This is a genomic window from Pseudarthrobacter chlorophenolicus, assembly GCF_000962805.1.
In the GTDB taxonomy this organism is placed as follows: domain Bacteria; phylum Actinomycetota; class Actinomycetes; order Actinomycetales; family Micrococcaceae; genus Arthrobacter; species Arthrobacter chlorophenolicus_A.
Window position 1 is genome coordinate 41,952 of record NZ_JZTW01000013.1, and the last position, 13,168, is coordinate 55,119.

The window sequence follows — 13,168 nt, forward strand, 5'->3', positions numbered from 1 at the left end:
GAAACCCTCCCGCACGGTGTGCGAAAGGGTTCCGGTTAATGCCGCAACAGGTGAGCGCCCGTTTAGTGGGCGGGCACCTGCAGGGTGTCGTTGTCCTGCGGGGGAGTGGCGTTGGGATCCGTCAGCTTCTTCTTCGGCAGTGCGAGGCTGATCAGGAACGCGATTCCGGTGAGCACCGCAGCGGTCAGCATCACGGCGTCGATCGAGCCGGCGAAGCCTTCGGTGATGGGCCGGGTCAGGGTGCCGTTGGCCGTATGCAGCCAGCTGGTGTCGTTGAGCGAATCGTTTGACGCACCGTTCTTGAAGAAGTCGTACAGCTTGGTGTTGGCCGGGTCCGCCGCCACTGCCGGGTCTTTCAGGACGGCCAGGTACGCGGCGTCGGTGGTGGCGGCCTTCATGCCGTCGGCAATCTTGTCCGCGGCCAGGCTGAACAGCATGGAGATGAAGACGGCGGTTCCCACGGCGCCGCCCATGGAGCGGAAGAAGGCGGCCGAGGACGTTCCCACACCCATGTCACGCGGCGGCACGGAGGTCTGCATGGCCAGGGTGAGCGGCTGCATGCAGAAGCCCAGGCCCACGCCGAAGAACACCGCAATCACGCCCGGGACCCACAGGGCCGTGTCCACACGAAGCGACAACCCCATGACCAGTGCTGCGGCCGTGAGGATTCCGGTGCCCATGATGGGGAAGATCCGGAAAGTGCCGGAGGCGGAAATGGTCCGCCCGGCGGTGATGGACCCGAACAGGATGCCCACGGTGAAGGTGATCATCATCAGGCCGGCCTCGGTGGGAGTCAGGCCCTTCACGAGCTGGAGGTACATGGGAAGCATGGCAATGGCGCCGAACATGCCGATGCCGATGATGAAGTTCAGCAGCGAGGACAGCCCGAACGTGATGTTGCTGAAGAGCCGCAGCGGGATCAGGGCGTAGTCCCCGGCGCGCTTCTCGGCCAGCAGGAACCAGGCGATGCCCACCACGCCCAGGCCGTAGCAGAGGAAGGAGTTGGTGGACGTCCAGCCCCAGGAGCGGCCCTGCTCGGCCACCAGCAGCAGCGGGACGATGGCCACGGTGATGGCTGCAGCGCCCCAGTAGTCGATCTTCTGCTTCAGGTGCTTGGCGGGCAGGTGCAGGAACAGGAACACCACCACCAGGGCGGCGAGGCCGATAGGTACGTTGATGAAGAACACCCAGCGCCAGCCGTCGAAGCCCAGGATGTTGGACGTTCCGGCGAAGGCACCGCCCACCACGGGGCCCAGCACCGAGGAGATGCCGAACACGGACATGAAATAGCCCTGGTACTTGGCCCGGTCCTTGAGCGAGACAATGTCGCCAATGATGGTCAGCGCCAGGGCCAGCAGGCCGCCGGCGCCGAGGCCCTGGACGCCGCGGGCCAGGGCCAGTTCCGTCATGGAGTGGACGGAGCCGGCATAGATGGAGCCCGCCAGGAAGATCACGATGGCGCTCAGGTAGAGGGGGCGGCGGCCGAAAATGTCGCTCAGCTTGCCGTACAGCGGGGTGCTGACCGTGGATGTGATCAGGTACGCCGTGGTGGCCCACGCCTGGAGCGAGAGGCCGTCCAGGTCGTTGGCGATGGTGTAGATGGACGTGGACACGATGGTCTGGTCCAGCGAGGCCAGGAACATGCCCAGCATCAGGCCCACCATCACGGTGACGATCTGGCGCTGCGTCAGGGTATCTCCGGCGCCGGGCGCGGCAGTGGCTTTGGACATAGGTGCTCCAAGGGGAAGAAAAGGGAAGTAAGCATTTGATAGTTGCTTTCAGTAACTATCTTACCTGCACTTCCATTCCCGGCGCAGGAAACTTTTTTGTGGTGCCGGGTTACGGCTCCACGAGGATGCCGTCCGGGTCGCACCAGATCCGGGCGCCCGTGCGGATGGTCACGCCATCGATCACCACGTCAACGTCCACTTCGCCCGCCCCGGCCTTGGCACTCTTCCGGGGGTTGCTGCCCAGCGCCTTCACGCCGAGGTCGAGCTTGGCGATGGCCTCGCGGTCCCGGATGGCTCCATTGATCACGACGCCGGCCCAACCGTTCGCCACAGCGCTTTCGGCGATCATGTCCCCCATCAGGGCCGTCCCCAGCGAGCCGCCGCCGTCCACCACCAGCACACTGCCGTTGCCGGGGGTTGCCAGGGTGGACTTCACCAGCGCGTTGTCCTGGAAGCAGCGGATGGTCCGGGCCTGCCCGGAGAAATGCGTGCGGCCGCCCAGCGACTGGAACTGCAGGGCCACGGACGCCAGCTCATCGCCACGCTCGTCGTAGAGGTCCGCCGTGTTGATGGCAGGGGTGGAAGCAGCGTTCATGTGGTTCTCCTTCGAGCCTCGGATGCCGCGCGTCCACAAATGCTCCCGGCGTGCGGCACAGACGCCGGGCAAGGCCCACGATAGTCTGATTTCCAGCATCAGCACCTGCCCCGGGGGGAACCAGTAATGAGCATGTCCAACACACCGGTCCCGCCGGACGTTCCGCGGACGGCGACCGCGGCGCTCGCCGAACCCACGCAAAGGGTCACCGCGCGCTGGATCACCGGACTGGTGCTGGTCAATGTTGGTATCAACGCCGGGTTCTTCGGACCCATCAACGTCTTTATCGCCCAGCAGGCCACTGGCATCGACGAACCCAACAAGGAGGCCATAGCCTCGCTCGTCCTTGGGTGCGGGGCCGCCGTGTCCCTGGTTGCCAATCCGCTCTTCGGTGCGCTGTCCGACCGGACGGTCTCAGGGTTCGGCCGGCGTTCCCCTTGGGTCCTTGCCGGTGCCATCCTGGCCACGGCCGCGTTGCTGGCCATGTCCGGGGCAACGGCCGTCGCCCTGCTGGTTCTGTTCTGGTGCCTGGTCCAACTTGGCGCCAACGCGGCCTACGCGGCCATCACCGCCGCTATACCGGACCGGGTGCCGGTGCTGCAGCGCGGCGGCGTCGGGGGACTGGCCGCCCTTGGCCAGACGGCGGGGATCCTCCTCGGCGCGGTCTTCGGCGCTGTGGTTTCCGGCAACTTCATGGTGGGTTACTGGCTGTGCGCGGCCGCCCTGCTGGTCTCAGTGCTGCCGTACCTTTTCCACCGCAATGACCCGCCGCTGCCCAAAGAGCTCCGCCCGCCGTTCTCTCTGGGCAGCTTCCTCCGCGGCTTCTGGATCAGCCCGGCACGCCACCCGGACTTCGCATGGGCCTGGCTCACCCGCTTCCTGGTCAACGTCTGCAACCAGCTGACCATTGTGTACCTGATCTTCTTCCTTACGGACGTCATCAAGCATGAGAACCCCGCGCTGGGGGTCCTGACCCTTACCGGCATTTATGCGGTGCTGGTGATGGTTACTGCCGTGATCGCGGGGCCGTGGAGCGACAGGGTGGGCAAGCGCAAGCCATTCGTGATCGCTTCCTCCGCCATGATCGCCATGGCAGGGCTGACCATGGCCTTCTTCCCCGTGTGGACCGGCGCCCTGATTGGGGCAGCCATCCTGGGCATCGGCTTCGGCGCGTACCAGGCCGTCGATTTCGCGCTGCTGACGCAAGTGCTCCCGCAGGCCGCGGACCGTGGCAAGGATATGGGGGTCATTAACGTGGCCGCTTCGCTGCCGCAGGTCTTTGCAACCTACCTGGCTTATCTCGCGGTGACGCAGTTCGGCGGGTACGGCACCCTCTTCACCACAGCGGCGGTTATCGGGCTGCTGGGAGCTGTTTTCGTCGTCAAGATCAAGGGCGTGGACTGACCCTTCCGGCAGCCTTTTGCTAAGGCCACTGACGAGTTGCGCCGCTGGCTGGTGCCGTATAGTTGAGCCGGCTGCGGGGCTGTATGGATGGGGGAGCTCCGGCAGCAGCAACCCCAGAACACAACCCCGGAAAATGCTGATGACCGAGACTGTTTCAGACCATCCGCCCATGGCCCCCCGGCCCACCGCACCACGCCAGCGCCTTCGCTACGCACGCATGCTCGAAGCCGCTGCTTCCTTTGCCCGGAAGGGCCTGGACTCCGTGGACCTGTCCGAAATCGCCGCGAAGGCAGACGTTCCGCTGGGGACGGTGTACCGCTACTTTCCGTCCTCCACGCACCTGGTGCTGGCCCTGTACCGCCACCAGCTCGAAGAGCTGGAGGCCGCTGCCCGGCGCGGGCAGGACCGGTTCCGCGGCCGCGCCCTCCCCGGCGTCGTGATGGAAATCTTCCACATGCGGGTGATGCAGCCGGCCGTGGAACAGTGCCTGAGCCGCGGCGTCTACCTTCCCGACCGGGACACCACGGCCCTGCTGCGCGACATTGACGCCCTGGGTGAGAGGGCCGTGGAGGCAGCTGCCGGCGATGCCGTGGCCGCCAGGGTCCTGCTGCTGGCCGTCACTGGTCTGGTCCAGTCCGTCCGGAACCGCCGCCTGTCCCTCTTCGAGGCCGAAGAGGACTTGAAAAAGGCCTGCGCCCGGCTCTCCGCGGCGGCGGATTCACGGTTCACACTCCATCAGTCGGCGTAACCGGTCTAGACCAATTCGGCATTAAATACGCCTTTATAGCGTGGCGTGAGTCACACGACGCATTGAATAAACGATTTGGCATACGATTTCGCTGTCAAGAACGCCGTTTCGTGCTCAGCCGCTTGCCTACCATGGTTCCAGCGGAGCAGCAGGGAGCGAACATCCCCGGGGGCTCCTCCTACGGACCCGCCACCCCTGGGTTTCCTGTCGCACCATCTTCCCTGCCGGCCCGCACGGGTCCGGCCCAATGTGCCGTGCGTGCACGGCGAGCACCAGGAGACAACGACGTGTCCATTGACGCAGCCACAGCCACTGACAATTCCGCAGCCACCGCACTGACCGAAGCTGAGATCTTCGACGCCCACCAGGGCGGGAAGCTCTCCATCGCCAGCACCGTCCCGCTGTCCAACAAGCGCGACCTGTCCATCGCCTACACCCCCGGGGTGGCCGAGGTCAGCCGCGCCATCCACAAGCAGCCGGAGCTCGCCCGCACCCTGACCTGGGCCGAGCGCCTGGTGGTCGTGGTCAGCGACGGCACCGCAGTGCTGGGCCTGGGCAACATCGGTGCCAGCGCCTCCCTGCCCGTGATGGAGGGCAAGTCCGCACTCTTCAAAAGCTTCGGTGACCTTGACTCCATCCCCCTGGTCCTGAACACCAGCGACGTCGACGAAATCGTGGAGACCCTGGTCCGGCTGCGTCCCAGCTTCGGCGCCGTCAACCTCGAGGACATCGCCGCTCCGCGCTGCTTCGAGCTCGAGGAAAAGCTGATCGAGGCCCTGGACTGCCCGGTCATGCATGACGACCAGCACGGCACCGCCGTGGTGGCACTGGCCGCGCTGACCAACGCCGCCAAGGTCACCGGCCGCAGCCTGGACAGCCTGAAGGTTGTGGTTTCCGGTGCCGGCGCCGCGGGCATCGCCGTCGCAGAAATCCTGCTGGCAGCCGGCATCCCGGATGTTGTCCTGCTGGATTCCCGCGGCGTCATCAACAGCACCCGCGCCGATCTCGCCGCTGACGCGTCCAGCAAGAAGGCGGACATCGCCGGCCGCAGCAACCCCCGCGGTGTGGAAGGCGGCCCGGCCGAGGCCCTCGCCGGAGCCGACGTCTTCATCGGGGTTTCCTCCTCCAAGCTGGACGAAGCGCACCTTGCCCTGATGAACCAGGACGCCATCGTGTTCGCCCTCTCCAACCCGGACCCCGAGGTCCTGCCGGAGGTCGCCGTCAAGTACGCCGCCGTGGTGGCCACCGGCCGCAGCGACTTCCCCAACCAGATCAACAACGTCCTGGCATTCCCCGGCATCTTCCGGGGTGCCCTGGACGCCGGCGCCCGCCGGATCACCCCGGCCATGAAACTGGCGGCGGCCAACGCCATCGCCGAGCTCGCCGCCGAGGACCTGGCCGCCGACTACATCGTGCCCAGCCCGCTGGACCCCCGCGTTGCGCCGGCCGTGACCGCAGCCGTCGCCGCGGCGGTGGAAGCCGAGTAGTCAGCCTTCGCAGTTACGCACGACGGCGGTGCCTCCTTCCCCGAAAAGGAGGCACCGCCGTCGTGCGTTAAAGCGGTCCGGCGCGCCTGACGCGCCACCCTAGACTGGGTGCCATGACTTCCGAGACCGTGGTGACCATCCTGTGCGGCCTTGCGATCCTGGTGGGTGTGGCGGGGACCATCATCCCGGTCCTGCCCGGCAGCATCCTGATCGGGGCCAGCCTGCTGGCGTGGGCCATTTGGGGCGGCGCCGGACCCGCAGGGTGGGTGGTGTTCGCCATCGGCGTCGTCTTCGTGGCCGTCGGGATGGCCGCCAGCGCCATCCTTACCGGGCGCAAGCTCAAGGAGCATGCCATTCCCAGCCGCAGCATCGTGGTGGGCCTGGTAGCCGGTGTGGTGGGGATGTTCATCATCCCGGTAGTGGGATTGTTCGTCGGGTTCGCCGCAGGCCTGCTCCTTAGCGAAGTCCTGCGCACCCGCAACCTGCCCGCCGCTGCCCGGTCCAGCTGGGCCGCCCTCAAAGCCACCGGCATCGGCATGCTCGCCGAATTCGGGCTGGCCTGCCTGGCCGCCAGCGCCTGGGTGATCGGGGTGTGGATTGCGGCGGTGAACGGGTAGGTTCCCTTGCGCCGTCCGGCACGGACGCGTACAACGGTGGGATGACCGAGCCTTCGGAAGCAGCCGCCCACATCGACGCGTGGATGGAAAAGTACCAAACCGCGTGGGCCAGCAACCAGCCGGACGATATCCGTGTGCTCTTCACGGAAGATGCGCGGTATGAAACCCGGCCGCACGACCCCGATGCGTGGACGGGGCAGGACGGGATTGTGGACGGCTGGGTGGCGGCCCGTGACGAGCCGCAGGACTGGACCTTCAGCTGGGAGCTCCTCGGAACCGACGGACCAACGGCCTTCGTCCAGGGCGTCACCCTTTATGCGGGCGACCAGCCAAGCTACGACAACCTGTGGGTGATCCGTTTTGACGGCTCGGGCCGTGCCGCCTCCTTCACGGAATGGTTCATGGCCCGTCCCTGACCTGGCCGGCAGCGGAAAACCTGCCCCGCGTGGGCAGCGGCCGGTCTTTCGTTAGCATGGAAAGATGACTGCCGGGGACAGCGCACCGATCTACTGGGACAGCCGTGACCTGACGCCGTTCGGCCAGGCACACTTGCGCACGCCGGTCCACGACCTTGCCGGCGGAGTGGGCGGCCTGCTGACCGGAGTGCTGGGCGCCCGCAACCCGTCGCTGCTCGCGATCAACGGCGAGGTGCCGCGGCTCCGACGGATGCCCCGGCCGGCCAAGGAAGTGCACGACGCCGTCTTCTCCAGCCGGGAACCCGAGCGGCTGATCGCCCTCGCGCGCACCTACCCGGGCTGGGCGGGCCTGTGCTACCTGATGTCCGGGCTGCTGGTGTACCAGCACGGCGGCTACCTCCGCGCTTCGGAACTGCTGCAGCGCGGGCTCACCACCCGGAACGACGAGGACGCGAACCGCTACTCCGCCACCTACCTGCGGCGCATCGTCACCCGGATCGAACTGGCGGAACGGGTGGAGGTTCCCGTCCTGTTCAGCGAGGAATCAGTGTTCCTGGCCCTTGCCCACGCGCTTCGCGAGACCGGCCGCACCGAGGCGGCGCTGGACGCCCTCACCGGGCTGCCGCCGTCGCTCCCCATGGCCCTGGCACGGTGCTCGCTGGCGCTCAGCCTGGGCCGGAGCCGCACCGTGATCGACTGGACCGAGGGTCTCCTGAACGCCGACGACCTGTCCGCCGCGCTGCTGCTGGTCCGCGCCCGCGCCCTGCGCCGGGAAGGCCGGCTCGACGCCGCGCAGCAGGCCATCACCGAAGTGCTGCGGCGGCGCAAGACGCACCTCGCGCTCAGGAACGATGCCCTGACGGACAAGGCCCTGCTCCTGCTGGACTCCAGCCGGCGCTCGCTCAATCCGCGGGACTGGGGCAGGCGGCACGAGGACCCGGTGCCGCAGCGGGAGATCGCCGCGCCGGTTCCCATCCGCAAGGACGAGGAGATGCGCCGCATCTGGGAACAGGACTGGAAAAACCTCAGCGAGGACTAGGCGCGGCCCGCCACCAGGGGAACCAGTTGTTCACCGAGCAGCACGGTCCCCAGCAGGACCATGATGACTCCGCTGGCCAGGGTCACAGCCCGCGCCGCACCGGGCCTGCTTTGCAGCAGCGTGCGGGACAGCAGCGCCACGGCCGTGTAGACCAGCCCCGCCAGCGCCACGAAGGTCATGCCCAGCAGCCCGGACTGCACCGGCACCGGCAGTGAGGCGTCTGCGCTGACGAACTGCGGGATCAGGGCAACGTAGAACAGCAGGCCCTTCGGGTTGATGCCGCTGGTGCCCATGCCCTGCAGGAAGGTACGCAGCCGCGTTGCGCCGGGACGTCCGACGGCGCCTGCCGCACTGAAGGAGGCCCCGCGCCACGAGCGGAGCGTGCTGATGCCCAGCCACATCAGGTAGCCGGCGCCCACCAGCGTCAGCCAGCCCAGTACGCCGGGCATACCGGTCAGTACCGCAGCGAGGCCGGCCACCAGCAGGGCGGTGTGCAGGACGTACCCGCCGCACAGTCCGGCCACGGCGGGTACGAAACTGCGCTGACCAAGCCCGGCCGTGATGGAGTAGGCCCAGTCCACGCCGGGAGTGCAGGCTAGGGCCGCGGCCACCAGCATAAAGGCCAGGAACAGCTCCGGATTCATGGTTTCTCCTGTCAGGGGTCTTTCAGGAGTAACTGTAGGAACTTTCAGCCCGGAAGTGCTGTCCGGTTTTCGCGCGGCACGCTCGCAGGGCAGTAGGATTTTTGCGTGATAGACGCCATTGACAGGAATATCTTGCGCCACCTCAAAGAGGATGGTCGGATGACCGCCACGGCCCTTGCTGCCAAGGTGGGGCTGACGGTGGCCCCTTGCCACCGCCGGCTGCGCGACCTGGAGCAGTCAGGGGTCATCCGGGGCTACAAAGCGGACATCGATCCAGCGGCGGTGGGACTCGGGTTTGAGGCGATTGTCTTCGTCACGCTGCGGCAGGTGGACAGGCCCACCATGGAGATCTTCGAGAGCCGGGTGGGGGACAACCCGAACATCGTGGAGGCGCAGCGGCTGTTCGGTTCCCCGGACTACCTGCTGAAGGTCATCGCGGAGGACCTGCCCGCGTACCAGCGGTTTTACGATGCGGAGCTGACGTCCCTGCCGGGCGTGGAACGGCTGACGTCCACCCTGGTGATGAAGAACCTCAAATCGAACGCCGGGCCGCCGGTGTAGCGGCCGCCCGTTCCTTAGGCCGCTGGGCGGACGTGGACGATGATCACCTGGGTGTCCTTGCCGCCGTCGTACCTCAGGTCGTAGTTCACGTCCAGGCCGGTGGCCGTGCCGGAGGTGATGGAGAAATCACTCTTCCCGTCAGGGTCGCTTTCGGTGCTGCTGATCCACCGCTCGGCGGAGGCCTCATCGATGCCGTACCGCTGCACGCCTTCACGGATCAGGGCGAAGTACTCCTCGGCGGATTGTGCGGTGAGGAAGTAGGTGACCTCGCTGAAGTCCGGGCGCTTGTCAGTGGTGTTGAACCGGATGCGGTCCGTTTCGCCCGTGATTTCGCCGCTGGGCGCCACAATGGTCAGGTTGATCTTCCCGGCGCCGCGGGTGTTGATCTCGGGCCCATAGCTGTCCTGCGTGACCTGGACGGATTCCTTGGCCAGCGTGCCGGAGCTCATGTCCAGCCGTGCGGCACCGGTGCTGCGGATGGTCTCCACGCCGGCGGCATCAAGGGTGGAAAATTCGGAGGTTTTCACGGTGCTCCCTGCAGAAGGTGATGTGGCGGAGGACGGGGTGGCGGGTTCGGGGGTGGACAGCTGGCAGCCGCCCAGGGCCAGGCCGGCGGCCAGGACCGGCAGGAGGAGTACGACGCCGGACGGGCGCCGTTGCTTCCAGGCTGCGGCCGTGCGGGCGGGCGTCACTGGTGGACCTCCGCGTCGAAGCCGTCCAGGAAGCGGTCCATGATCTGGGGGATGTTGTTGGTGGGCCGGTACTGGTCCACCCGCGTGTCAAAGTCGGAGCCGATGATCTGGGCTGCCCGGTCCGGGTCCGATGCCAGCAGGTCCTGGTAGGCGGGCAGGGTGTCCTGGCGGATGAGTTCCCAGCGCTGGTCCGCGTTGGCAATGTTGCCGTCCGGGAAACCGGTGGTGAAGTCGGTGCGGAACTGAGTGGGGTTGTCCCAGTTGGTGAACGGGACGTTCTGCGGGCCGGGGCTCTCCACGCTGAAGGTGTAGGGGAACACCTCCGCGTAGCTCCTGGCTCCGGGAATGGAGGGCTCGCCGGCCAGGGTCACCATGTAGGTCACGGCTTCGCCGCCGGGGTGGCTGCGCATGTTGTCGTAATCGTCGGCGATGATTTCGTTCTGCTCGCGGTACAGGAGGGCGGTGTTGCCTTCCTGGACGCGGTCCGGGTCGCCGGAATCGATGTTGGCCCAGGCCTCCGCCGTTCCGGCATCGATGGCACCGGACTCATGGAGCCGGTTGATCTCGTCCAGGCCGCCGTTGAGGTACGCCTGGTGCTGGCGCGCCTGGTCCAGGAAGATCTCCTTGTTCATGTCCAGCATGCTGGTTTCGTAGAAGCGGATCTCGTCATCGGTCATGCCCGCCAGCTGTTCGATCTGGTCCAGGATGGGCAGTGGGATATTGGAGGCCGGATTATTGGCGATCTGCTGCGCGAGGTCCCGCATCATGGCCATGTCCCGGAAGCCGCCCGCGAACGACGGTCCGATCATGTTGGCCATGCCGGCCCACTGCAGGTCCGGGTTGGCGAGGTAGGCCTGTCCGTAGAAGTCGTAGACACTGCGGATGGTGTCCCAGTTGGCTTCGGTGCCGTTGGCGGTATCCCACGTGGCTGGATCAATGCTCATGTCCAGCATGGCCTGGTTGTTCCAGTAGTCGCTGAGGAAGTCGGCGTACTCGGGGGAATTCTTGTCGATCAGGCCGGAGTCCGCAGCCGCGTCCATGGCGGCCTTGGCGGCCTCGGGGTTGGCCAGGGCCCACTGCCTGAACTCCTCGCTCTGCAGGTAGTCCCGGCGCTCGTCCGGTGTCATCGAGTTGAGGGTATCGGTCAGGTCCTGGGCTGTTCCGCCGCCCCCGCCCGATTGGCCCGCGCCTCCGCCGCTGCCGCCGCCGGCGCCGCTGCTGGCCCGTTCCTGTTCGTCCGCGTTGGCCAGCAGCGCCTTGGACGCCGTTTCAAGCCCGGCCGTGGCGGACTTCAGCAGTTTGATGTGGGAGGAGGTCCATTCGCTGCGGAACCTGTCGCCGTCGTGCCCCTTCCATTGACCGGAGCTGATGGTGCTGCTCAGCTGCTGGCCCAGGGCGTTGAGCCGGTTGGCGCCGCCGGCGAGGTCCTTGGCGAGCTGCCGGAGCTGGGCGACGTCGCCGCCGTAAAAGGTACCCGCCATGATGATTCCCCCTGTGTGGATGTACCGTGCCAGCCTAGCCGGGAAGGTGCAGCGGGGCGATGGGGAGGGTTATCCGTCCAGCAGCCCCGTGGTGCGGTAGGGAATGACTTCGCGAAGGAACATGCTGGTGGAGGTGCGGACGATCCCCGGGCACAGCCGGATCTCTTCCGAGACCCGGTACAGGTCGTCCGGGCTGGTGGCCACCACCCGGATCAGGAGGTCCGTGTCGCCCGCGGGTGCATGGCATTCGAGGACCTCCGGAATGTTCCGCAGGGCGGCGATCGCTTCATTGAGGTGGCTTTGGTCCAGTTCTGCGCTTACCGACGCTGCAACGCCGCGGCCCAATGCTGCGGGAAGGACCCTGCTGCTGTTGGGGCGGAGGGCGCCGGCCGCCGTCATCCGCTCCAGGCGCGACTGCACCGTCCCGCGCGCCAGCCCCAGCCGCTGGGCCAGCACCATGATTGGGACCCTTGGGTCATCGTCCAGCGCCCGGAGGATCCGCCGGTCAGTGGCGTCAAGTTCCTGCAATTTGCACACTTTCTGCCGATGCGGCTCACATGGATTAGTCAGATTGACTAACGAACAGTTAGCCGGTTGCACCTACTGTATGGCTGGTGCTGAAATGTTGGCAACACGGCAGCGGCTACCGCCCCTGCCCGCAGGCCACCGGCCTCCGGCACACCACCCGGGCGCCGCGCACAGCTTCCCGCAAGGAGGCCGCCGCTGATTGACTCTTGTTCACGCATCGTCTTTCCGCACCCACTGACGAGAGCCCCTGGGCTACCGATCCGCCGGAATATCCGGCCATATCGGTGGCTGAGGGGCTCTTGTGCTGTTCCGCATAGGCTGGAGGCATGACTTCGGCCGGCCGCTTCGCCCCCAGTCCTTCCGGCGAACTGCACGTGGGCAACCTCCGCACCGCCATGCTTGCCTGGCTCTTCGCCCGCTCCACCGGCCGCAGTTTCCTCCTGCGCGTCGAGGACCTGGACCGGGCGCGTGCCGGAGCTGAAGCCGTCCAGCTGCGTGACCTCGCCGCGATAGGGGTGGAGTGGGACGGTGCGGTGGTCCGGCAGACCGACCGCAGATCCGTGTACGAGGACGCCATTGGGCGGCTGCAGTCGGCGGGCCTGACCTATGAGTGCTTCTGCACCCGCCGTGAAATCCAGGAAGCCCCCTCCGCCCCGCACGCGCCGCAGGGGGCCTATCCCGGCACCTGCAGGAACCTTGACCCCGCGGAGCTTGAGTACAAGCGGTCCACCCGGCCGGCGGCGATCCGGCTGCGAGCCTCCGTTGGTGAGTACTCCGTCCGGGATGCCCTGCATGGCAGCTACACCGGAGTGGTGGATGACTTTGTGCTCCGCCGCAACGACGGCGTCACCGCCTACAACCTGGCCGTGGTGGTGGACGATGCCGAGCAGGGCATCGACCAGGTGGTCCGCGGCGACGATCTGCTTCCTTCGACCCCCCGGCAGGCATATCTTGCCTCCCTTCTGAATATTCCGGTTCCGGAATATGCGCATGTCCCGTTGGTGGTGAATTCCGACGGCGTCCGGCTGGCCAAGCGGGACGGTGCGGTAACGCTCGCGGATCTTGATGCGGCGGGGATGCCTGTTGGTGAGGTCCGGGACCGGCTGCTGGCGTCTCTCGGCCTGCCGCCGGGGCCGCTTAGCCAAGCTCTTGCGGCGTTCCTCCCCGACGGACTGCCGCTGGCGCCGTGGGTTTGGCGCGGCAGCGTCAACAAGCGTTGACGACCG

14 protein-coding genes are annotated in these 13,168 nt (G+C 66.9%); 8 read left to right on the plus strand and 6 right to left on the minus strand.

Translation table 11 applies throughout. The features are described from left to right. Positions 1-62 precede the first annotated feature (62 nt). Together UC32_RS13640 and rraA are read right to left on the minus strand one after the other, a co-directional pair. Positions 63-1,730: an MDR family MFS transporter gene (locus UC32_RS13640; RefSeq protein ID WP_045731742.1), complete on the minus strand. Its 1,668-nt coding sequence runs from the start codon at positions 1,728-1,730 to the stop codon at positions 63-65. 109 nt (positions 1,731-1,839) lie between these two features. Beyond that, positions 1,840-2,325, minus strand: coding sequence for a ribonuclease E activity regulator RraA (rraA, locus tag UC32_RS13645; RefSeq protein WP_045731743.1), 486 nt, complete (start codon positions 2,323-2,325; stop codon positions 1,840-1,842). 126 nt (positions 2,326-2,451) lie between these two features. Between rraA and UC32_RS13650 the strand changes: the two genes are divergently transcribed. The 6 genes from UC32_RS13650 to UC32_RS13675 all read left to right on the plus strand — a co-directional run bounded on the left by UC32_RS13650 (position 2,452) and on the right by UC32_RS13675 (position 8,036). Beyond that, positions 2,452-3,729 carry an MFS transporter gene (locus UC32_RS13650; protein WP_045731744.1) on the plus strand — a complete coding sequence of 426 codons (1,278 nt, stop codon included), beginning with the start codon at positions 2,452-2,454 and terminating at the stop codon, positions 3,727-3,729. 139 nt (positions 3,730-3,868) lie between these two features. Continuing rightward, positions 3,869-4,477 carry a TetR/AcrR family transcriptional regulator gene (locus UC32_RS13655; protein ID WP_045731745.1) on the plus strand — a complete coding sequence of 203 codons (609 nt, stop codon included), beginning with the start codon at positions 3,869-3,871 and terminating at the stop codon, positions 4,475-4,477. Between the two features lie 287 nt (positions 4,478-4,764). Further along, the gene (locus UC32_RS13660) at positions 4,765-5,964 is read left to right on the plus strand and encodes an NAD(P)-dependent malic enzyme (RefSeq protein ID WP_045731746.1); all 1,200 of its coding nucleotides are present in this window, start codon (positions 4,765-4,767) and stop codon (positions 5,962-5,964) included. 113 nt (positions 5,965-6,077) lie between these two features. Further along, positions 6,078-6,581 (plus strand): DUF456 domain-containing protein, encoded by a 504-nt coding sequence (locus UC32_RS13665; RefSeq protein ID WP_045731747.1) that lies wholly within the window; start codon positions 6,078-6,080, stop codon positions 6,579-6,581. A gap of 41 nt (positions 6,582-6,622) precedes the next feature. Further along, complete coding sequence (locus UC32_RS13670) at positions 6,623-6,997, plus strand: nuclear transport factor 2 family protein (protein ID WP_045731820.1); 375 nt, start codon at positions 6,623-6,625, stop codon at positions 6,995-6,997. A gap of 64 nt (positions 6,998-7,061) precedes the next feature. Then, entirely contained in the window at positions 7,062-8,036 is a 975-nt protein-coding gene (locus UC32_RS13675) for a hypothetical protein (protein ID WP_045731748.1), read from the plus strand. Here UC32_RS13675 and UC32_RS13680 read toward each other — a convergent pair. Continuing rightward, entirely contained in the window at positions 8,033-8,680 is a 648-nt protein-coding gene (locus UC32_RS13680; protein WP_045731749.1) for a LysE family translocator, read from the minus strand. The genes UC32_RS13675 and UC32_RS13680 overlap by 4 nt on opposite strands. Positions 8,681-8,785: 105 nt before the next feature. Here UC32_RS13680 and UC32_RS13685 point away from each other — a divergent pair, with 105 nt between their 5' ends. Continuing rightward, complete coding sequence (locus tag UC32_RS13685) at positions 8,786-9,241, plus strand: Lrp/AsnC family transcriptional regulator (protein ID WP_082072122.1); 456 nt, start codon at positions 8,786-8,788, stop codon at positions 9,239-9,241. 14 nt (positions 9,242-9,255) lie between these two features. Here the strand turns inward: UC32_RS13685 and UC32_RS13690 are convergent, their stop codons facing one another. The 3 genes from UC32_RS13690 to UC32_RS13700 all read right to left on the minus strand — a co-directional run bounded on the left by UC32_RS13690 (position 9,256) and on the right by UC32_RS13700 (position 11,942). After that, positions 9,256-9,933, minus strand: coding sequence for a hypothetical protein (locus tag UC32_RS13690; RefSeq protein ID WP_045731751.1), 678 nt, complete (start codon positions 9,931-9,933; stop codon positions 9,256-9,258). After that, positions 9,930-11,414 (minus strand): WXG100 family type VII secretion target, encoded by a 1,485-nt coding sequence (locus UC32_RS13695; protein WP_045731752.1) that lies wholly within the window; start codon positions 11,412-11,414, stop codon positions 9,930-9,932. Before UC32_RS13695 ends, UC32_RS13690 begins: the two co-directional genes overlap by 4 nt. Before the next feature lie 69 nt (positions 11,415-11,483). Next, complete coding sequence (locus tag UC32_RS13700; RefSeq protein ID WP_045731753.1) at positions 11,484-11,942, minus strand: Lrp/AsnC family transcriptional regulator; 459 nt, start codon at positions 11,940-11,942, stop codon at positions 11,484-11,486. A gap of 326 nt (positions 11,943-12,268) precedes the next feature. Here UC32_RS13700 and gluQRS point away from each other — a divergent pair, with 326 nt between their 5' ends. Further along, positions 12,269-13,162: a tRNA glutamyl-Q(34) synthetase GluQRS gene (gene gluQRS / locus UC32_RS13705; protein WP_045731754.1), complete on the plus strand. Its 894-nt coding sequence runs from the start codon at positions 12,269-12,271 to the stop codon at positions 13,160-13,162. The last annotated feature ends 6 nt before the right edge of the window (positions 13,163-13,168 follow it).